This window comes from Alphaproteobacteria bacterium, assembly GCA_040216735.1.
Lineage (GTDB): Bacteria > Pseudomonadota > Alphaproteobacteria > SHVP01 > SHVP01 > CALJDF01.
In genome coordinates, this window is sequence record JAVJOO010000002.1 from 597317 (window position 1) to 617352 (window position 20036).

At 62.5% G+C, this 20036-nt stretch carries 24 protein-coding genes; 9 read left to right on the forward strand and 15 right to left on the reverse strand.

The window, feature by feature from the left end:
* Positions 1–2 precede the first annotated feature (2 nt).
* A complete protein-coding gene (locus RID42_04105) occupies positions 3–1238 on the reverse strand; it encodes a murein transglycosylase A (protein MEQ8246843.1) in 1236 nt (411 codons plus the stop codon).
* Positions 1235–1909, reverse strand: coding sequence for a Tim44/TimA family putative adaptor protein (locus RID42_04110; GenBank protein MEQ8246844.1), 675 nt, complete (start codon positions 1907–1909; stop codon positions 1235–1237). The genes RID42_04105 and RID42_04110 overlap by 4 nt, the downstream gene beginning before the upstream one ends.
* Before the next feature lie 175 nt (positions 1910–2084).
* Between RID42_04110 and RID42_04115 the strand changes: the two genes are divergently transcribed.
* Together RID42_04115 and secB are read left to right on the forward strand one after the other, a co-directional pair.
* Positions 2085–2582 carry an FxsA family protein gene (locus RID42_04115; protein ID MEQ8246845.1) on the forward strand — a complete coding sequence of 166 codons (498 nt, stop codon included), beginning with the start codon at positions 2085–2087 and terminating at the stop codon, positions 2580–2582.
* A 75-nt stretch (positions 2583–2657) separates the two neighbouring features.
* The gene (gene secB, locus RID42_04120) at positions 2658–3158 is read left to right on the forward strand and encodes a protein-export chaperone SecB (protein ID MEQ8246846.1); all 501 of its coding nucleotides are present in this window, start codon (positions 2658–2660) and stop codon (positions 3156–3158) included.
* Here secB and dnaQ read toward each other — a convergent pair.
* Genes dnaQ through RID42_04145 form a run of 5 tightly spaced genes read right to left on the reverse strand, consistent with a single transcriptional unit; the run spans position 3151 to position 6722 of the window.
* Entirely contained in the window at positions 3151–3852 is a 702-nt protein-coding gene (gene dnaQ, locus RID42_04125; protein MEQ8246847.1) for a DNA polymerase III subunit epsilon, read from the reverse strand. The genes secB and dnaQ overlap by 8 nt on opposite strands.
* Complete coding sequence (gene coaE, locus RID42_04130) at positions 3840–4460, reverse strand: dephospho-CoA kinase (GenBank protein MEQ8246848.1); 621 nt, start codon at positions 4458–4460, stop codon at positions 3840–3842. Before coaE ends, dnaQ begins: the two co-directional genes overlap by 13 nt.
* Before the next feature lie 2 nt (positions 4461–4462).
* Positions 4463–5311 (reverse strand): shikimate dehydrogenase, encoded by an 849-nt coding sequence (locus tag RID42_04135; GenBank protein ID MEQ8246849.1) that lies wholly within the window; start codon positions 5309–5311, stop codon positions 4463–4465.
* A complete protein-coding gene (locus RID42_04140) occupies positions 5308–5904 on the reverse strand; it encodes a Maf family nucleotide pyrophosphatase (protein ID MEQ8246850.1) in 597 nt (198 codons plus the stop codon). Before RID42_04140 ends, RID42_04135 begins: the two co-directional genes overlap by 4 nt.
* Entirely contained in the window at positions 5901–6722 is an 822-nt protein-coding gene (locus RID42_04145; GenBank protein MEQ8246851.1) for a pyruvate, water dikinase regulatory protein, read from the reverse strand. The genes RID42_04140 and RID42_04145 overlap by 4 nt, the downstream gene beginning before the upstream one ends.
* A 418-nt stretch (positions 6723–7140) precedes the next feature.
* Between RID42_04145 and hemE the strand changes: the two genes are divergently transcribed.
* From hemE to rho, 4 genes are all read left to right on the forward strand, one after another.
* On the forward strand, positions 7141–8172 hold the full coding sequence (gene hemE, locus RID42_04150; GenBank protein MEQ8246852.1) for a uroporphyrinogen decarboxylase: 1032 nt from the start codon (positions 7141–7143) through the stop codon (positions 8170–8172).
* Complete coding sequence (gene hemH, locus RID42_04155; GenBank protein MEQ8246853.1) at positions 8169–9203, forward strand: ferrochelatase; 1035 nt, start codon at positions 8169–8171, stop codon at positions 9201–9203. The genes hemE and hemH overlap by 4 nt, the downstream gene beginning before the upstream one ends.
* On the forward strand, positions 9200–9646 hold the full coding sequence (hemJ, locus tag RID42_04160; protein ID MEQ8246854.1) for a protoporphyrinogen oxidase HemJ: 447 nt from the start codon (positions 9200–9202) through the stop codon (positions 9644–9646). Before hemH ends, hemJ begins: the two co-directional genes overlap by 4 nt.
* A gap of 196 nt (positions 9647–9842) precedes the next feature.
* On the forward strand, positions 9843–11096 hold the full coding sequence (gene rho, locus RID42_04165; protein ID MEQ8246855.1) for a transcription termination factor Rho: 1254 nt from the start codon (positions 9843–9845) through the stop codon (positions 11094–11096).
* Between the two features lie 25 nt (positions 11097–11121).
* On the opposite strand, the gene RID42_04170 is transcribed toward rho, so the two are convergent.
* The 6 genes from RID42_04170 to RID42_04195 are packed head-to-tail and all read right to left on the reverse strand — an operon-like array spanning position 11122 to position 14365.
* Positions 11122–11607, reverse strand: coding sequence for an SRPBCC family protein (locus RID42_04170; protein ID MEQ8246856.1), 486 nt, complete (start codon positions 11605–11607; stop codon positions 11122–11124).
* Between the two features lie 50 nt (positions 11608–11657).
* Positions 11658–12239, reverse strand: a complete 582-nt coding sequence (locus tag RID42_04175; protein ID MEQ8246857.1) for a TetR/AcrR family transcriptional regulator — start codon at positions 12237–12239, stop codon at positions 11658–11660.
* Positions 12240–12282: 43 nt separating this feature from the next.
* Positions 12283–12633, reverse strand: coding sequence for a Spx/MgsR family RNA polymerase-binding regulatory protein (locus RID42_04180; protein MEQ8246858.1), 351 nt, complete (start codon positions 12631–12633; stop codon positions 12283–12285).
* Between the two features lie 33 nt (positions 12634–12666).
* Positions 12667–13677 (reverse strand): glutathione S-transferase C-terminal domain-containing protein, encoded by a 1011-nt coding sequence (locus RID42_04185; protein ID MEQ8246859.1) that lies wholly within the window; start codon positions 13675–13677, stop codon positions 12667–12669.
* A 19-nt stretch (positions 13678–13696) separates the two neighbouring features.
* Positions 13697–14014, reverse strand: coding sequence for a hypothetical protein (locus RID42_04190; protein ID MEQ8246860.1), 318 nt, complete (start codon positions 14012–14014; stop codon positions 13697–13699).
* A 36-nt stretch (positions 14015–14050) separates the two neighbouring features.
* Entirely contained in the window at positions 14051–14365 is a 315-nt protein-coding gene (locus RID42_04195; GenBank protein ID MEQ8246861.1) for a hypothetical protein, read from the reverse strand.
* Positions 14366–14480: 115 nt separating this feature from the next.
* Between RID42_04195 and RID42_04200 the strand changes: the two genes are divergently transcribed.
* The 3 genes from RID42_04200 (at position 14481) to RID42_04210 (ending at position 17640) form a co-directional block, all read left to right on the forward strand.
* A complete protein-coding gene (locus RID42_04200; GenBank protein ID MEQ8246862.1) occupies positions 14481–15419 on the forward strand; it encodes a LysR family transcriptional regulator in 939 nt (312 codons plus the stop codon).
* 151 nt (positions 15420–15570) lie between these two features.
* Positions 15571–16767, forward strand: coding sequence for a Na+/H+ antiporter NhaA (nhaA, locus tag RID42_04205; protein ID MEQ8246863.1), 1197 nt, complete (start codon positions 15571–15573; stop codon positions 16765–16767).
* A gap of 12 nt (positions 16768–16779) precedes the next feature.
* Complete coding sequence (locus tag RID42_04210; protein MEQ8246864.1) at positions 16780–17640, forward strand: ion transporter; 861 nt, start codon at positions 16780–16782, stop codon at positions 17638–17640.
* On the opposite strand, the gene RID42_04215 is transcribed toward RID42_04210, so the two are convergent.
* Both RID42_04215 and RID42_04220 read right to left on the reverse strand, forming a co-directional pair.
* Complete coding sequence (locus tag RID42_04215; protein ID MEQ8246865.1) at positions 17630–18601, reverse strand: quinone oxidoreductase; 972 nt, start codon at positions 18599–18601, stop codon at positions 17630–17632. The two genes, RID42_04210 and RID42_04215, sit on opposite strands and share 11 nt — an antisense overlap.
* A 73-nt stretch (positions 18602–18674) precedes the next feature.
* On the reverse strand, positions 18675–19973 hold the full coding sequence (locus tag RID42_04220) for an MFS transporter (GenBank protein MEQ8246866.1): 1299 nt from the start codon (positions 19971–19973) through the stop codon (positions 18675–18677).
* Between the last annotated feature and the right edge of the window lie 63 nt (positions 19974–20036).

Here is a 20036-nt window from a genome sequence, read left to right on the forward strand (position 1 = left end):
TGTTATGACCCGGTCTGGGCGCGCCGCTCGAGAAGGGTGCGCGGCAGCAAGCCGTAGTAGCGGCCGGCCTCGCGCATCCGGCCCGCCCGGTCGCCAGCGCCTTTTCCCGTCCCCCAATAAACATCGCCGCGCACGATGCCCTTGATCGCCCCGCCCGTGTCTTGGGCGATCATCAGGCGGCGAAAGTGGATCGGATCGCCTTGTTCTTCCTGGGAGTCGGTGGTGACCGTATCGAGCCACACGGGCAGCCCGAGGGGGAGCCACGCGGTATCGACGGCGAGCGAGCGGCCCGGGGTGAGCGGAATGCCCTGGGCGCCGACAGGCGCGTCGCCCTCAAGCTTGCGAAAAAAGATATAGCTGGCGTTTTCCTGCATTAGCGCGGCGGCCTCCTGCGGATTGGCGTCGAGCCATTGGCGGATCGTCTGCATCGAGACGTCCTCCTGGGCCAACGCCCCGCGCGCGACCAAGCTGCGCCCGATCGCGAAATAGGAATGCCCATTGGTGCCAGCGTAACCTACCCTCACCTTGGTACCGTCCGCCATGGTGACCAAACCGGAACCTTGGATGTGGAGAAAGAAGGCGTCGACGGGATCGTCGACCCAAAGCACGACGTCGGTCCGCCCGTCCAACGCACCAGCGTCAATTTGGGCGCGGGTTTCGACCGGCTTAAGCCGGCCATTGGCGACCCTGCCCACGATCCGCTGGCCGTTGAGTTCGGGCCGGAAGTCCCCAAGATTGACGCTGACATAGTCAGGCGGCGGCGCGTACAGCGGGGTCTGATAGGGCCCGGCCCGCTCGGTATGGCCGTTCAGCTCGGGCTCGAAATACCCGGTAAACAGGCCGACATCGTCGCCGTTATTACGGATCGCCACGGGGCGAAACCAGGTTTGGAAGAAATCCCGCGCCGCTTGAGTGTCGGGCGCGGCAACCGTCAGCGCAGCTTCGCAAGCGGGGCGCCAGTCGGCTACCGTACCGAAGGCTGGGTCGGCCATCGCGCGCGCGTCGGGCAAACGCAGCAGGCGTTCGCACGACTTTTTGAACGCCGCGAGCGCCGGCGCCTGATCGTCGTCGTTCCAGCCTATCAGCGCATGTTCGACGCTCAGGCGTTCGACAAAAACGAATGGGTCGAGGGCAAGTTTGTCCGGCAACGGCTTAGGTGGAAAGAGAGCGAAGGTGATGAGCGCCGCCGCCAGCAAACCCGCTACGGCAACCAGCGCCCACAGGCGGCCGGAAATCAATTCTCGCTACGGGTGGCGATCAATTTCCAGTTGGGATCGGCCGAGCGCACGTCGCGTGCAAACGTCCAGTAGTCCGTAATGTTCTGGACCACCCGCGGATCACCGGAAATGACTTCGCCGTTCTTGTCGCGGGTGACGTTCACCAGTTCGGCCACGAATTTGATGGTCGCTTCGGCCATACGACCGACCGCACGCGCCTCGACCAGCTCGCTCGATTTGATCGCGACAAGCGTTGTCTCCAGGACTTCGCCTCGGCTCTCGCGGTCGGCGATCGCGCGCTGGAAATTCGTGTAGACATCGTCGTCGAGCAGGGCGCGCAGCGTTTCGGTATCGCCCGCGGCGAACGACATCAATACCATGTCGTAGGCCGTGCGGGCACCGCCGACAAACTCATCGGCGCTGAAGCTCGGGTCCATTGCGCGAATTTCGCGCACGCCATCGGCGGCGGTCCCGAGCGGTGTGTCGTCTTCCAACGGGCCGGAACGGTGCCGATCGGGGAGCGGCACGACATTATCGTCGTCGTCCTGCTGGGTCCGGTCGTGGCGCACGGTTTTTGGCGGCGCCGGCTCGTTGCCCGTGCGGCGACCGAGGACGCCGCGCAGACGCAAAAAGATAAACACCGCCACCATGGCGAAGAAGATGATTTCGATGAACTGGAAGCCTTCGCCCATGCTGCGTCCCTGACGCGCAAATTTAGCGGCCGGTCGCGCACGGCCGTTTGAGAAACTACAGTAGCGTCACGCCCGCCTTGAGTCCAACAACCGCTGGCATCCGCTGGGGCACGTGCCCACATACCTAGTCATCGCCACGGGAAACGCAATTCACCATGCTGAGAAAAGAGTCGCTTTGCTTGGATTAGTCCTTTTTCTCGTGTTTGTCGGCGTCCCTGCGGCGGAAATCGCGCTATTTATCGTTGTCGGGGGCGAGATCGGGGTGTGGAGCACCATTGCTCTGGTGATTCTGACCGCCATTGCGGGCAGCGCGTTGATCCGGAGCCAGGGATTGCGGACGCTGGTGCGGGCGCAGCAGACGCTCGCGCGCAGCGCCCTCCCGATCGAAGAGGCTTTCGACGGCATATGCCTCGTCACCGCCGGCGCCCTTTTGCTGACACCCGGCTTTCTGACCGATGGGCTTGGTCTGTTGCTCCTGTTCCCGCCGCTGCGGGCGGCGATCCGCCGGCCCGTCCTGCGGCGCCTCCTGCGCGGGGCTGCGGTCGGTAATGTTGGCGGATCGCCGCCGCCGCCCCAAGGGGACGGACCGATCATCGATGGCGATTTTCACGAGGTTGACCCGCGCCCCGATCCGCACGATGTCGGCGCGCGGTTGCCGGGTCGGGACACCTAACGGCGGCCTGCAACCTTGTCGTCGCCCGCCGATCCATGGTAGCCACGGCCCGCCTTAATGCGAGGAGTAAGACCGATGGCCGATACCGGCGATGCCACCACCAACGATGCAGCGACACCCCCGGGGGGCAACCCGCGCGTCGGCCTACTGGCGCAATACTTGAAGGACTGTTCCTACGAGAACCCGAAGGCGCCGGGTAGCTTGTCAAAGGATCTGCCGGCGCCGACCATCGACGTCAGCTTGGATGTCCAAGTCCAGCGGCTAGGCCCAACCCGTTACGAAGTCGCGCTGCGCACAACGGCCGGCGCCAAGCGCGGCGAGGAATCCGTCTTTGTCGCCGAGGTCGTGTTTGCCGGCGTCTTCGAGCTGTTCGACATCCCGGAGGAACAGATCCAACCGGTTTGCCTGGTCGAGTGCCCGCGCCTTCTGTTCCCCTTTGCCCGACGCATTCTCTCGGACCTGACCCGGGACGGCGGCGTGCCGCCCATCCTGCTCGATCCGGTCGACTTCGGCGCGCTCTACGAAAACCAAAAGGCCCAGGCCCAGACGAACGCCGGCGGCGAAACCATCAACTAGGGGCGTTCAGCCGCCAGATCGGTTCGCTGATTTTCTCCAGAAAAGCCACATGCGCCGCCAGTTCGGCGGCGCTGGGCTCGAAATGGCGTTCCGGCCAGGTTTTGGTCGGCACCGAATCGAGCGGCACGGTGTCGAGATCGACCGCAAGACCCAGCGTCGGCTGCCGCCCCCCGATAAGTTCGAGGTAGACCTCGGCCAACAACTCGGCGTCGAGCAGCGCACCGTGCTTGGTCCGCGCCGATAGATCGATGTTGAAACGCCGGCAGAGCGCATCAAGGCTCGCCTGGGCGCCCGGATATTTACGCCGGGCAATCGAGACGGTATCGACGATCCGATCGACCTGGAGCGGCGGACGCTTGAGCAGCGCGAGCTCGGCATTGACGAACCCAACGTCGAAGCTCGCGTTATGCGCCACCACCGCCGAGGTGCCGACGAACGCCAGAAAGTCGTCGGCGATTTCGGCGAAAGTCGGATGCTTGGCCAGGAAATCTTCGCTAAGTCCGTGCACCTGGAACGCCTCGCCCGGCATGTAACGTTGCGGATTGATATACCGCTGCCAGGTCTTGCCGGTGGGGACGTGGTTCAACAGCTCGACGCAACCGATTTCGACGACGCGGTGACCGTCCTCGGGCGAGAGGCCCGTGGTCTCGGTATCGAAGACGATCTCGCGGTCGGCTTTGGTCAGATCGGACACGGTGGATCCCTTTGTTCGCCCTTCATCAGTGTGACGATGTGGCGAATCGCATTCAAGGTGACGCGCTTGCCCATGCCCGTCGGTACCACGAAATCGGCCAATCGGCGTTTGTCGCGATCGGGAGTTTGCTGACCAAGGATGGCGGCGAACTTTTCAGCCGTCATGTCGGGGCGGGACAATACGCGTGCCCGCTGTACCGCCGGGGGGGCGGTCACCACCATAACCGCGTCGCACCCTTTTTCGCCGCCGGTTTCAAACAGCAGCGGCACATCGAACACGACCAGCGGCACCCGTCTTGCGCGGGCGCGGGCAAGGAACTTGGCGCGCTCGGCGCGGACCAAGGGGTGAACGATGCCTTCAAGCCGGCGCAGCAGTTCCGGCTTGCCAAATACCTGGGCACCCAGCGCCCGCCGATCGACCGCACCATCCCGCACAACGCCGGGGAACGCTGCGTCGATTGGCGCCACCGCCGCGCCGCCGCGAGCCATCAGCCGGTGCACGGCGGCATCCGCATCGAATACCTGCACGCCGAGGCGGCGGAACATCCGCGCGGCCTCGCTTTTACCCATACCGATCGAGCCGGTGAGGCCGAGGATCGCCGGGCGCACGTTCAGAGTGACGCCAGAACGTGGGCGCGCAGATCGTCATCGACCGCCGGATCGATGCCGTACCAAGCCTGGAAGCCGGGGCGGCCCTGGTGGAGCAACATGCCGATCCCATCGACAACCAAATGACCGCGCGCGCGCGCCGCTGTTAACAACGCCGTTTCGAGCGGGACGTAGACGATGTCGTTCACGACCGCCGATTGGGGTAGCGCGGACAGATCCAGTTCAAGCGGCGGCTGGCCGGTCATCCCGAGCGCACTGGCATTGACCACGAGCGCGGCATCGGCCAACGCCGCGGCACGCTCATCCCAGGACACCGCCGTCGCGGCCGGCCCTAGGACTGCCGCAAGCGTCTGCGCCCGTTCCATCGTGCGGTTGACCACCCGCAGATGCGGCACCCCGGCATCGATCAGCGCCCAAGCGATGGCCTTGGCCGCGCCACCTGCGCCGATCACCACCGCCGGGCCCAACGCGGCACGCCAGGATGGGGCACCCGCCTTCAGGTTTTCGAGGAAGCCGAAGCCGTCGGTATTGCGCCCGCTGAGCCGTCCGTCGCGCACGACAATCGTGTTCACCGCGCCCATCCGCGCCGCGGCTGGATCGATCTCGTCGAGAAAAGGGAGGACCGCTTCTTTGTGGGGAATGGTGAGGTTGGCCCCGGCAAAGCCCAGCGCCGGCAACCCACGCACCGCCGACTCGAGATTTTCGGGACGGACAGCGAGCGGCACGTAAGCGCCGTCGATGCCGTAACGGGCCAGCCAATAGTTGTGCAGGCGCGGCGAGCGGGAATGCGCCACAGGCCACCCCATCACCCCGGCAATCCGGGCTTTCCCGCTGATCCGCGCCGTGTTCATGCCGGCACCACGCCGTGCCCGCGCAGAAAATTCAACAACGCCAACAGAGGGAGACCGAGGATCGAAAAGTAATCGCCCTGGACCGACGCGAACAATTGAATGCCGCGCCCTTCGATCTGGTAGGCGCCGACCGAGTGCATCACCGTCTCGCCCGCGGCACCGAGGTAAGCGGCGATGGCGGCATCGTCCAGGGATCGCATGGTCAAGGACACCCGAGTAGCCTCGCGCCAAATCACCGTGCCATCCTTGGCCACGGCGGCGGCTGTGTGCAGACGGTGCGTTTTGCCCGCCAGCGCGGCGAGGTGCTCATGCGCCGCGGCGGGGGAGTTGGGTTTGTCGTACCACACGCCGTCGCATTCCAATATCTGATCCGCACCAATGACGAAGGCGCCCGGCGCACCCGACGACACCCGCTCTGCTTTGAGGTCCGCTAAAGCCTGTGCCGCGTCGACGGGTTGCGCCCCTTCGGCCTGCATCGCGACCTTGATCGATTCCTCGTCGACCCGCGCGGGTTGCGCGACAAAATCGATCCCGGCATTGCGTAGTAACCGGTCGCGCGTCTCGCTCGCCGACGCCAAGATAAGCCCGCTCATGCGGTTCGTTCCCACTGGGCGTGCAGTTTGAGGATTGCCGCAGCGGTTTCTTCGATCGAACGTCCCGTCACATCGATCACCGGCCATTGGTGACGGGTGAACAAGCGCCGCGCCGCGGCGATCTCTTTCTTGATCTCATCTTCGTCGACATAGGTCGTATTGGCTTCTTCGTTAAGCAGCAGGAGTCGGCTGCGCCGCAACTCGACCAAACGTTTAACGCTGTTGACCAAGCCGATCACCAGCGGGCCTCTAACCTTTTCCAATTCGTCCGGCGGCGGTTGACCCGATACCAGAGGGACATTGGCCGCTTTGATGCCGCGGTTCGCCAAGTACATACTGGTTGGCGTCTTGGACGTGCGCGACACCCCAACGAGAACGACATCGGCCTCGTGAATCGATTGCAACGATTGTCCATCGTCGTGTTGCAAGCAGAAATGCATGGCATCGATCCGCTGAAAATATTCTTCGTCGAGAACGTGTTGGCTCCCCGGTTGGTTCTTCGATTCGGTATGAAGATAGTCGCGCAGCGTCGCGATCGTCGGGTCTAGAACGTCGACACAGGGAATTTCGAGGCTGCGGCAAGCGTTGATCAAATCGCGCCGCAATTCTCCATCGACCAAGGTAAAAAGAACGACTCCGGGTGCCTGTTGAATGCCGTCGATCGCTAACTGCAATTGCCCGGAACTCCGCACCATCGACCAGATAAATTCTTCCGGCTCGTAGTCCTCGAACTGGGTGATCGCCGCCCGGGCCAGAACCTGGAGGGTTTCACCGGTGGCATCCGAGACGAGGTGCAGATTGAAAGAGTTAGTCGTCACCGATCGCTCCTGGCCGCAACTATGCATGCGCTCGGGTGTGCACAAGTAGAACGTAAATTGGGGACAAACAACCGATTCGCCCCATCCCTGGTTTTGGTCCCCGCAGGCCGCAGTTCAGTCAGAACAACGACACACCGTGTAAAAGGTTATACGCGATGTGGGAGATCGGTGATGGATCATTCGTCACCAAGAACGATCACCGAGTTCCCCGCAATCCACAGTTCCATTTTCTTATGATCCACCATCGTTATTGGTGTCCTCATCCCCAATAGCGACGTTGATCACAAGACCCTCTGGACAGATCCTCTTCGGTGGGATGATTCATTAATCCCCATCACACGGACCCCCTACTACAACATCTATAGATTCTTATAATTCTCTATATAAGAAAGAGACAAAGTTCTGGTTTGAATTTCCCATGACAAACAAGCGATTACTGCGGGCCCTCGCGGGGGAGAGGCAAGACGTTCCACCGGTTTGGTTGATGCGCCAAGCTGGTCGGTACTTGCCCGAGTACCGGGCGCTACGGGCCGAAGCGGGGAGTTTTCTCGATCTTTGCTACAATCCCGTACGGGCGGCCGAAGTAACCCTGCAACCTATCCGCCGCTTCGGGTTTGATGCGGCGATTCTCTTCGCTGATATCCTGCTCATTCCCCAGGCGCTTGGCCAAGATCTCCGCTTTGCCGAGGGCGAGGGGCCGGTTCTCGCACCGGTTCGGGACGGGAAAGCACTGGCGGCATTGTCGCTCGACGGACTTCATGCCCATCTCGAGCCGATATACGAAACCGTGAGTCGGGTGTCCGAGGCTCTGGACGAAGATACCGCGCTGATTGGGTTTGCCGGATCGCCGTGGACCGTGGCGACCTACATGGTCGAAGGCGGCGGCAGTCGCAATTTCGAAAATGCAAAGGTTTGGGCCTTTCGCGACCCGGTAGGGTTTGACGCGTTGATCGATCTCATCGTCGAATCCACGATTGCCTACCTGTCGCGTCAAATCGATGCCGGCGCCGATGTCGTCCAACTCTTCGATACCTGGGCCGGCGTTCTACCGGAAACGGCCTTCGCGCGCTGGAGCATCGAACCGACGCGCCGCATCGTCGATGCGCTGCGTGCACGGTATCCGACGGTTCCGGTAATCGGGTTTCCGCGCGGTGCCGGTGTCGCGCTTGCCGACTATGCCGCGCGAACCGGTGTTCAAGGGTTGGGCCTCGACAGCAGTGTACCGTTGGGTTGGGCTAAACAATCGCTCCAAGGTCAGTGTGCGGTCCAGGGCAACCTCGATCCGTTGATGCTGGTTGCTGGGGGCGATGCGATGATCAACGAGGTACGCCGAATCGTTTCGACGCTTAACGGCGGCCCGTTCATATTCAATCTCGGTCACGGTATTTTGCCACACACCCCACCCAAACATGTCGGCGATCTTGTGGCGGCGGTCAGAGCGGCAGCATGAAAACCGCGGTCGTGTTGTTCAATTTGGGTGGACCCGATCGACCCGAGGCTGTCCGTGGATTCCTGAAAAATCTGTTCAGCGATCCGGCGATCCTCCGCGTGCCCTGGCCGATCCGCCCGCTCCTCGCCTCGTTCATCGCCGCGCGGCGCGCGCCGACGGCGGTCGAAATCTACAAGGAGATCGGTGGCCGTTCCCCTATTCTGCCCGAGACCGAGAAGCAGGCAGCCGCGCTCGCGGCGGCGTTGGACGACCCCGAGATGCGGGTTTTCGTCGCGATGCGCTACTGGCACCCCTTTAGCGAGGAAACGGTGCGTGAGGTGCGCGATTGGGGCGCCCAGCGAGTACTCCTGGTGCCACTCTATCCGCAGTTTTCGACCACGACGACGCAATCCTCGCTCGATGCTTGGCACCGCGCGGCGCGCCGGAACGGCCTAGAGGTCCCAACTCGTTCGGTGTGTTGCTATCCAACCTTGGGCGGCTTTGTCGATGGCTATGCCGCCCTCCTGAAGGAGGCGTTAGCCAATAGATCCGAGGTTCCGACGCGGGTTCTGTTTTCGGCCCACGGTTTGCCCGAACGTATTGTCGAGGCAGGCGATCCTTACGTGTGGCAGGTCGAGCAGGGAGCGGCCGCGATTGCGGCCGCTGCTGGCTTGGGTGCCAATACGTGGCGCGTGACTTTCCAGAGCCGGGTCGGACCGCTGAAGTGGGTTGGACCGGCGACCGACGACGAAATTAAGAGTGCCGGTGCCGAAGGGGTCGGATTGGTCGTCGTCCCCCTTGCGTTCGTTTCGGAACATTCCGAGACGCTGGTGGAATTGGATATCGAGTACCGCAAGCTCGCAGATGCATCGGGCGTCCCCGCCTACGTACGGGTGCCGGCCCTGGGCATTCAACAGGCCTTCATCGAAGGGCTTCGCGAGGTTGTCGCGGCGATAGGCGCGCGCGACGAGGCGCCTTTGTGTAGCCACGGCGGCGGTCGGTTGTGCCCTAACGGCTATGCCGGGTGTCCGGTACAGCGGGTGGCCGCATGAATTTCTTAAGCGAGGCGTATCTGTGGATCAAGGCGCTACACGTGATCTCGGTGATCGCGTGGATGGCCGGAATGCTCTATCTGCCGCGGATCTATGCCTACCATACCGATGCCGAGCCGGGGTCGGCGCAATCGGAAACCTTCAAGGTGATGGAACGGCGCCTGCTGCGCGGCATCGTCAACCCGTCCATGATCGCCGCCCTGGTTTTTGGCGGGCTGTTGATCATGGCCTCGCCCTTCGATGTCTTGGAAACCGGGTGGTTCTGGGTCAAAGTCGCGGCCCTCGTGGCGATGTTCACCATTCATGGCAATCTCGCGCGCTGGCGGCGGGATTTCGCGCGCGACGCCAACCGGCATTCGCGGCGGTTCTACAAGATCGTCAACGAGGTACCGGCCGTTCTGATGGTGGTTATCGTGTTGATGGCGGTGGTGAAACCGTTCTAGGTCTGCCGATGCTTGCTGCAATCTTCATTTGACTTCCGGGGCCCTTTCGACAATCCTCTGACCGTTAAGAAGGCCCCGATTACTGGGGCCCACCCCCTTCCTTCGCGAATCTGATCTGTTCCACCGGCCTTTGGGCCGTCTCTCGCCAGACAGTCAGCACCCGCACCCCCATCTGAACCACGACAGTCGAGATCACATGAATCTCCAAGAACTTAAGGCCAAGTCCCCGACCGACCTCCTTGCCTATGCCGAGGAACTCGAGGTCGAAAACGCGAGCACGCTGCGCAAGCAAGACCTGATGTTCGCGATCCTCAAACAGCTTGCCGAAAAGGATGTCGAGATCACCGGCGTTGGGGTCCTGGAGGTGTTGCTGGACGGTTTCGGTTTCCTGCGGTCGCCTGAAGCCAATTACCTTGCCGGCCCCGACGACATTTACGTTAGCCCGAGCCAGATCCGCCGTTTCGCCCTGCGCACCGGCGACACCGTCGAAGGCCAGATTCGCGCACCCAAGGACGGTGAGCGGTATTTCGCCTTGCTCAAAGTGTCGACGATCAATTTCGAAGACCCCGAGAAGAGCCGGCACAAGGTCAATTTCGACAACCTGACGCCGCTCTATCCGGAAGAACGGCTCACGCTGGAACGCGAGGATCCCAAGGTCGATTCGTCGTGCCGGGTGATCGATCTTGTGGCGCCCTTGGGCAAGGGGCAGCGCGGATTGATCGTCTCGCCGCCGCGTACCGGCAAGACGATGTTGCTGCAAAACATCGCGCACTCGATCACCACCAATCACCCCGAGGTTTACCTCATCGTGCTGCTGATCGACGAGCGGCCCGAAGAGGTGACCGACATGGACCGCTCGGTCAAAGGCGAGGTTATCAGCTCTACTTTCGACGAGCCTGCCGTGCGCCATGTTCAGGTCGCCGAAATGGTGATCGAGAAAGCCAAGCGACTGGTCGAACATCAGCGCGACGTGGTGATCTTGCTCGATTCGATTACCCGACTTGCGCGGGCCTACAACACCGTCGTGCCGTCTTCGGGCAAGGTGTTGACCGGTGGCGTCGACGCCAACGCCCTGCAGCGCCCCAAGCGCTTCTTCGGCGCAGCCCGGAACATCGAAGAGGGTGGGTCGCTGACGATTATCGCCACCGCCCTGATCGATACCGGCAGCCGCATGGACGAAGTGATTTTCGAAGAGTTCAAGGGCACCGGTAACTCGGAAATCATTCTCGACCGCAAGCTGGCGGACAAGCGCACCTTCCCGGCCCTCGACATCACCAAGTCGGGTACCCGCCGCGAAGAGCTGCTGGTCGACAAGGGCACCTTGTCGAAGATGTGGGTCCTGCGTCGCATCCTAATGCCGATGGGCACAACCGATGCGATGGAGTTCCTGCTCGACAAGCTCAAGGGCACCAAGAACAACGGCGAGTTCTTCGACTCGATGAACACCTAGGCGCGGCGCCACGCCGCCCCGGGGGTCAAGCTGCAGCGACCGGCGCGGCGTGGGGTGCGTCTTGATGGCGTGTCGTAAAGGTTTCGAGCCCGTTCAGGATGCCGACCATCGTTCGGCGCATGACGCCGCGAGCTCCTAGAACCTCCATCACCTTACCCAGCAGACCGAACTTCAATGTCATGTCGACCTGCATCGATGCCCGACAGTGGTGAGCGTCGATAGGCTCGACTCGCAGCGTTGCGGTGGCCCGACGTAGTGGCATTGACGTGTCGATGATATCAACCGTATAGGCGTGGCCCTCTTGCCAATGGAGAACCCGTTCGACGAGGTAATTGCGGTCCTTGAGGTCGCACCGCCGTTCGGCGCCGACGCCGGCGAGCGCCGATCCATCGAGTAGATGCGAGCCCGAGAGACCGGGGTGGAAGTTGGCGATGTTGCCAAAGTCCGCAAGGGCGGCCCACGCTCGGTCGGCACCGACGTTTAAGGTTCGCGTGACGGTAATGATTCCCATGACTGTCTCCTCGGTTAAACAGAACGAATGTTCTGATTCAGGCAAAAAATTTATCGCAGGACTTGGACTGCGGTACGCATGAAGTTAAGGACCGCGGCGGGCGGTACGGGTGCTTGGGCATAGGCGCTAATCCCTTGGACGACACCAACGAGATAATCCGCAAGGGCCGGCGGATCGGCTTGCGCGCCTAACTCGCCGTTGCGTTTTGCGTTCTCTAGCGCCCGCAGAAAACCGTGGCGTAGGCGGCTGAGGAACTGCGCGACGCGTCGCGCGACGGGGGCGCTGACTGCGTCTGCGTCCGCCACCGTGTTGCAGAGCATGCAGCCGAAACGGGCGTATGGCTCGGCGCCGGCGGCGACGAGGCGATCGAAATAACCGTGGATATCCGCAAGGCCGGCATTTTCCTTTTCCAACGGTCCGAAGAGAGGATCGATCACGCGTTCGGCATATCGGTCCAGTGCGGCCGCGAAGAGTTCGTCCTTTTCTCCAAAGGTACTGTAGAGACCGTAACGGCTGACCCCGGTTTCCGCGACGAGATCTTCTACCGAGCAATCGGCGAAGCCGCGCCGCCAGAAGACCCCCATCGCCTGGTCCAATGCCGTGTCGGGAGAGAACGATTTTTGCCGCGCCATTGTCAGAACATACGTTCTGGTAACGACCGTTTCAAGGCTGCAATTAGTTTTGGCTGAGGGCCGCGCGGATTTCTGGACTGAATCCGACCAGACGTTCGTGACCGAGGTCGAAAACCGGGCGTTTCATCAGGGCGGGATGGGCAAGGATTAGGTCGCGTGCGCCGTCGGCGGTTCCGGCGGAATCTTGCGCCGCCGGCGGAAGCTGGCGCCAAGTTGTGCCCCGCCGATTGACCAGCGTGGCGCTACCGAGTTCCTTGACCCAGATGCCGACTTGCTGGGACGTCAGCGGCTCGGCCCGCACGTCGTGAAAGGTGTAGGCAATCTCGTGTTCGTCGAGCCAAGTTTTGGCCTGCTTACAGGTGTCGCAGTTCTTGAGGCCGTAGACATTGATCATCGCGCTATTCTAGCCGCGCCCGACCGGTGACGTCTAACTCGCGATGCGGCGCACGGGTACGATGTTGGGATTGATCGGCAGTTCCGGCTCGTCGTGGTGCAGGCGAATGTGATCCGGCTTTACGGTTTGGGCGACCCCGGGGAGCCGGTACAACCGCTCGACATAGGCGCTCAATGCCGGATAGTCCGCAAGACGGCGCAGGTTACAGCGAAACACCGTGTAGTAGACAAGATCGAAACGGACCAGCACCGGAAACAGGTGCCAGTCGCTCTCTGTCACCCGGGTGCCGAGGAGGAACGGTTGCGTGCGCAAACGTTCTTCGAGCCGGTCAAGCGTTTCGAACAGGGCGGCGACAGCCCTGTCGTAGCGGTCCTGGGATTGGGCAAAACCGGCGCGGTACACACCCTCGGCAACGTTCTTGAGGATGACCGCGTTCATCTCATCGATTTCGGATTGGAGAGTCGGCGGGTAGAAGTTCTGGCAGCCCTTGCCCCAGAGGTTAAAAGCGCCGTCGAGTATGCGCATGATCTCGCGCGACTCGGTGTTGACGATGCGTCTGGTGCGGGTGTCGTAGAGGACCGGTACCGTCACGCGCCCGGTAAAGTCGGGTTTGGAGGATTGGTAGACTTCGTATAGGTAGTGCCGGTTCTCGACCAGATCCGGCGTGCTGAAATCGGTCGCGCCGAACCGCCACCCCTGCGGCCCGCCCCACTTGGGATGCAGCACGGACATTCCTATGACGTCCTCTAGCCGTTTAAGTCTCCGGTACAAGATTGCGCGGTGCGCCCACGGGCAGGCATAGGAAACATAAAGGTGGTAGCGCCCGGCCTCGGCCGGAAAGGGAGCTTTGGGATCCGCATCGATGACGTCACGAAAACTGAGCCGCCGTTCGGCCATGCGGCGCTGACGCAAGTCCGGCGAATCGACGACGTCGGTGCGCCACACCCCGTCGATCAGCATTTTGATCGGTTGCGCCGAGATCGGCGGGACGGCGTTGCCGCGGTCGGACAGGGAGGTCTCCGCCCGCGTCAATGTGTTCGCCATCCCGCCGAGTTCATAACCGCTAGACCGCCGGTTCTTGCGTCTTCAGCGCGTCAATCGCAGTCCACGTGTCGCCGGTACCGACCATGCAGGTCTGGCCGCTTTCGGCACTAGTTACCAGCAGCGTCCAAGATCCGGTCGCGCTGGTCAGCAGTTCGAACATCACTTTGCCGTTGTTCGATAGGCCGCGGGCGCTGATCTCTTCGCCGTACTTTTCCTTAAGGTTCTCGATCGCCTGATCGCGGGCGAAACACGCGTCTTGGGCTTGGGCTGGTGCGGCGGCGAGGCCAAGTCCGCCCAAGAGGCTCGTAACCAGAGCGGCGCGGCGAAACAGCGTCATCGTGTGCCTCACTTTCTCAAGCCGAAGGGGCGCCAACTACGCCGCCCGTTGCAGGGCATTGTCGTTGGCGATACCGGCCCGCGGGTCGGGGCGGGAGGTCCCTCGCCCGGGGCCGGTAAAAAGAACTTCGTCACGGTGATTGACGCCGATATCGCGCAGCAGCCGGCTGTTCAGGCTGCTGAAGTGCGCCGTCGTCACCTTGCGACGATTCAAGGTAACGACTGCCGCGACCGGCCGGAGGGAGGCACGGGCGACCGCGGCAGCCATCTGAGCCAAATGAGTCACCACGCCACCCCTGCCGGGTACGGTCTGCGATCCAGTCGGGGCGTTGTCCAAGTACGTCGTGTTCATTGCTGCGGCTCTCGTTGCGTTGTTGAAGGAAACATAGAGTGTGCGAATGCGCACAACAACGAGAGTGATTGCAAACTAATCTTGCAATTTCGCAAGGATAAGCGAACTCTTGGCGATGGACTGGGACGACCTGCGATTGTTCAAGGCGGTGGCCGAAGGCGGCTCTCTATCTGCGGCGGCGGCGGCCCTGGGCGTTAATCACACTACGGTCTTCCGCCGCCTCAACGGCCTGGAGAAGACCCTGGGTGTGCGCTTATTCGAGCGCCGGCGCTCGGGCTATCTACTGACGGCCTCGGGCGAAGAACTAGCGCAGACCGCAGGCGATGTTGCCGGCCAGATCGATGCGGTCGCCCGCCGGATTCAGGGCCGCGATGTGCGCTTGCGCGGGCCCTTGCGGGTGGTAACGCGCGACACGCTGCTGCAACGCTTGCTCACGCCCCATCTTGCCGGTTTTCGCGAGGCCTATCCCCTGGTCGACCTCGAGCTGATCGTTTCCAATCAACCGCCGGGCCTCAACCGCGAGGCCCATGTCGCGGTCAGTCCGACCAACACGCCCGACGAACAATTGGTCGGGCGCCGGGCCGCGTCGATCGCCTTTGCGGTCTACGGCGCCCACAACTACCTCGCGCTCAATGCCGAGCTGGACGACCTGACGACCCACGACTGGATCGAGCCGTCGGGCGCGCTCGTGCAAATGCCGCCCTACGCGTGGATGAAGCGAACGTTGGCCGACGCACGCATCGTGTTCCGGGTTAACACCTACATGGGCGTATTGGATGCTTGTCGCACCGGTATGGGGCTGGCGCTCCTGCCGTGTTTTCTAGCCGACGACGATCCCCACCTTGAACGCCTGGGCGACCCGAACCGCGACCTCGATATCGGGCTGTGGCTGCTGACTCACGAGGAACTGCGCCACACCGCTCGGGTCCGGGCGTTTTTGGACTTCATGGGCCAGACCATCGAACGGGTTCGCCCTGTTCTCCAAGGCGACAGCCCGCCGGACAACCCCAATGCACCGTTTGTCCTGGGCGAGACGGTCGAAGTGATAATCTAAGGCGAGCTTGCCTCTCAGCGACGTCGATTACCCGCAGGCCGGATCCAAAATCGCTTGAACTTGCCGCGCGCAACCCTAATTTATGGCCGGTCGCGCGCCCGGTCCCATCCGACCGGACGCGTTTTTGTTGATGGCCCGGTGGAGCTGCCCGATGGACCAACTGACGCGACTGATTCAATCGCCCCTCGTGGCTGGCGCGCTGCTCATGGCCATGGCGATCTTGGCGCTCATCATGGACAACTCGGGCCTTTCTTGGCTCTACGACCGGTTGCTCACGCTGCCCGTCTCGGTCCAAATCGCCGCCTTCGAAATCGACAAGCCCCTGCTGTTGTGGATCAACGACGGCATGATGGCGATCTTCTTTTTCCTGATCGGGCTCGAGATCAAACGCGAAATGGTAGCGGGCCACCTATCCCAGGTCGATCAAGTAGCGCTCCCGGGCATCGCGGCCGCGGGCGGGGTCTTCGTGCCAGCGGCGATCTATGCGGCGATCAACTGGGGCGATCCGGTGGCGATCGACGGTTGGGCAATCCCGGCCGCGACCGATATCGCCTTCGCGCTAGGCGTTCTGATGCTGTTGCGCGACAGGGTGCCGGTTGCTGCGCGCCTGTTCCTGACCGCTGTCGCGATCTTCGACGATCTCGCGGCGATCGCTATTATCGCCATCTTTTTCACGGCGGATTTGTCGCTCGTCTCGCTCCTCATTGCGGTCGCTGGGATGGTGGCGTTGTTTGTGGCGAACCGGCTCGGGGTCATGCGGCCGGCGGTCTATATCCTGATCGGGCTGGTGGTTTGGGGCAGCGTGTTGAAGTCGGGGGTCCACGCAACCCTCGCCGGCTTTGCCTGCGCCCTGTTCGTCCCGTTGCGTCCGGGCCGCAGCGGTGGGCATGCTGAACCGCCACTAGAGCGGCTCGAACACGGCCTACAGCCCTGGGTCGCATTTATCATCCTTCCGGTGTTCGCCTTCGCCAATGCCGGCGTCAGCCTAGAGGGACTGACGTTCTCAAGTCTGTTGGAGCCGGTGACGCTCGGGATCTTGCTCGGGCTCTTCGTCGGGAAACAGATCGGGGTTTTCGGCGCCGCGTGGCTTGCGATCAAGTTGGGCCTGGCAAAACGTCCAACCGGCGTCTCGTTCGGTGTGTTGTACGGCGTGGCGATCCTGTGCGGGATCGGCTTCACCATGAGTCTTTTTATCGGCGGATTGGCGTTCGATGGGCCGGAGGCGGCGCGCGGCGTGCGGGTCGGTGTGCTGGCGGCTTCGGCGCTCGCGGCAGTGTTCGGCATCGTGGTCCTGCGGTTGGTAACGCGGGACGCTGGGAACAAAACGGCCGCGGCGACGGCACCGTAAGGAACAACGCCCGTGGCGTTATCGATTAGGCCGGCGCTGGTCCGACTTGTCGATCACCGCATTTTTCAGCGCAGCATTATCGCGCTGATTGGGATCAACGCCGCAACCCTCGGGTTAGAGACCTCGCCTTCGGTGATGGCGACAATCGGCCCCGTCTTGCTAGCGCTGGACCGCGTCATCCTCGGCATTTTCGTGGTCGAAATCCTGCTCCGCCTAGGGGCCCGGGGGCTCAAGTTTTTCCGCGATCCGTGGAGCCTGTTCGATCTTGCCGTGGTGACCGTTGCCCTGATACCGGCGAGCGGTGCCTTCAGCGTGCTGCGCGCGCTGCGGATATTGCGGGCCTTGCGTTTGATCTCCGCCGTACCGCGGATGCGCCAGGTGATTCAAGGATTGCTTGGCGCGATTCCGGGGATCGGCGCGATCCTCGCGCTCCTATTGCTAGTCTTCTACATCGCTGCGGTGATGGCGACGAAGCTCTTTGCGACCGAATTCCCCCAATGGTTCGGGCACATCGGCGCCAGCATGTTCTCGCTATTCCAGATCATGACCCTGGAAAGCTGGTCGATGGGCATTGTGCGCCCGGTGATGGAGCAGTTTCCCTTTGCCTGGGTGTTCTTCGTCCCGTTCATCCTGATCGCGACCTTCACGATCTTGAACCTGTTCATTGCGGTCGTCGTCGGCGCGATGCAAGCCGAGCACGATGCCGAGGCGCGCGCCGACCAGGACGCGACGCGCGAAGCGATCCGGTCGGCGGAGGAAACCGCCCACCACGAACGCGCAGCGTTGCAAATCGAAGTTGCCGCCCTGCGGCGCGATATCGCGGGGTTGCGACAGGACCTCGCTGCGGTCGCGTCGCCGCCCGCTAAATCGTAAGGACGGTCGAGCCGGTCGTCTTGCGCCCTTCGAGGTCGCGGTGCGCCTGCGCCGCATCCTTGAGCGCATAGGTTTGGTTGATCTCAATCTTGACCGCGCCCGATTTGACCACGGCAAATAGATCATTGGCGACCGCCATCACCCCGGCATGGTCGGGGGTGTAACTCCCCAGGGTCGGTCGGGTCACGTAGAGCGATCCCTTTTGCGACAGAGTCAACAGGTTGAGCGGATCGGGCGGACCTGAGGCGTTGCCGAAGGTCACCATCAGTCCGCGCGGGCGCAGGCAATCGAGCGATTGCATGAAGGTATCCTTGCCCACGGAGTCGTAGACCACTGGAACGCCCTTGCCGCCGGTAAGGTCCTTGACCCGTGCGACGAAATCTTCGCGGGTATAGACGATCGGATGATCGCAGCCGTGCGCTTTAGCGAGCGCCGCCTTTTCATCGGAACCCACGGTGCCGATCACCGTGGCGCCGAGGTGCTTGGCCCACTGACAGGCGATCAGGCCGACGCCGCCGGCAGCGGCATGAATGAGAATCGTATCGCCCTTTTGGACGTTGTAGGTCTGGCGCAACAGGTATTGCGCCGTCCCGCCCTTGAGCATCATCGAGGCGCCCTGTTGATCGGAAATGCCCTCGGGCAATTTCGCCAACAACCATGCGGGGACGATCCGTTGTTCGGCATACGCGCCGGCGGCGCTATGGTAGGCGACGCGGTCGCCTGCTTTGACCTCGGTGACGCCCTCGCCGACGGCCTCGACGACGCCAGCACCCTCGTTACCCATGATGGCCGGCAGTTTCACCGGATACAGTCCGGAGCGTTGGTACGTGTCGATGAAGTTCAGGCCGGCGGCGGTCTGGCGCACCAGCGCTTCGCCCGGTCCCGGTGCGGGGACATCGACGTCGTCCCATTGTAATACCTCGGGGCCGCCGGTTTTGTGGATACGGATCGCTTTGGTCATGCCTGATCTCCGATGGGCTAATGGATCGCGTGTAGGGTTTGTTGGTAGCAAATAAGCGGGTGCGGTGGCACCCCTACTCGGCCGCGCGCGGTTTACTTGCGTCTGGGGACGTTCCGGCGCCGCCACCCTCATAGGTATCGGGTCCTTCGAGATATTCAGTCAGCCGGTCGCGCCGCAGCCAGGCCCACAGCCACACCGCCAGCGACAGGGCCGCGGCGACGTAGAGCGGGGGTTGGAGCCCGCTCCAAGATGCAATGAGGCCCAATGCGAAGGCGCCGACGGCGGGCCCGGCGTTAAAAATCAGCGTATTGAGACTAAGCACCCGCCCGCGCATTGAGGGGTCGACCGCGTTTTGAATCAGGGTCTGCGTGGCGGTGCCGCGCAACGACATGGCGATGCCCAGCACAAAGACGAAACCGGTTCCGACCCAGAAATTGCTGCTGGCCGCGAAGCCGGTCAGCGCCACCGCCGACAAAACGGTACTCCAAATGGCGATCGACACGAGGCCCGCGGCACTGCCCCGGTAGGCGAGCCAAATGCCGGAAAGCATCGCCCCGACGCCGTTGGCGGCCAGGATCAGGCCAAGCGAATCGGCGCCGCCTTGAAACACCTGACCGACGAAGGCAGGCAACATTTCAACCGCCGGGCGCACCAACAATGCCGCCGAGAGGCTGATCAGTAGCGTGGGGGCAATACCTTTGTGGGCAAAGGCATAGCGGTATCCGGCCATGATATCGCCGACCACGCTGAGCGTCGGCCGCGCCCGTGGCGGCTGGGGCGGCAACTTAATGGCGTTGAGCGCCACGAGCATGAGCATGAAGGTCACCGCGTTGAGACCGAAGGCGATTCCGGCACCGCCAAAATGGATGACGAACCCTGCGATCGCCGGACCGATTACCCGCGATGTATTAAAGATGACCGACGTGGTGGCGACGGCGGCCGAAAGATCTTCGCGGCGCACCAACAAGTAGATCGTCGTCTGACGCACCGGGTGGTTGAAGCCCATGATGAGGCCGAGGATGACGGTAAGGCCGGTGAGGAGCTCGACGGTAATCAACCCGGCGAACGTCAGGATCGCCAGCACCAACGCCTGCAGTCCGGCCAGGAGTTGCAGCACCTTAAGCATCCGCATCGGGTGAAAACGGTCGGCGAGCACGCCGGCGATAGGGCTCGAGACAATGGTTGGCAAAAGATCGGCGGACACCGCGATGCCGACCCATTTAGGATCATGGGTCAGTTCCCACGCGAGCCAACCGACCGCGGCGCGCTGCATCCAGGTGCCGATCAGCGAGGCGGCGGAGCCGTAGGTATAGACGCGGTAATTCCGGTTGGTAAGCGCGCGGCCAATACCGCCAAAGGACGAGAGTTTCATAACGGAAGGGTTCCGAACTCACCCGGTCGGAGAGCGACCGCCGAGTAGACCCATTCTATGGCG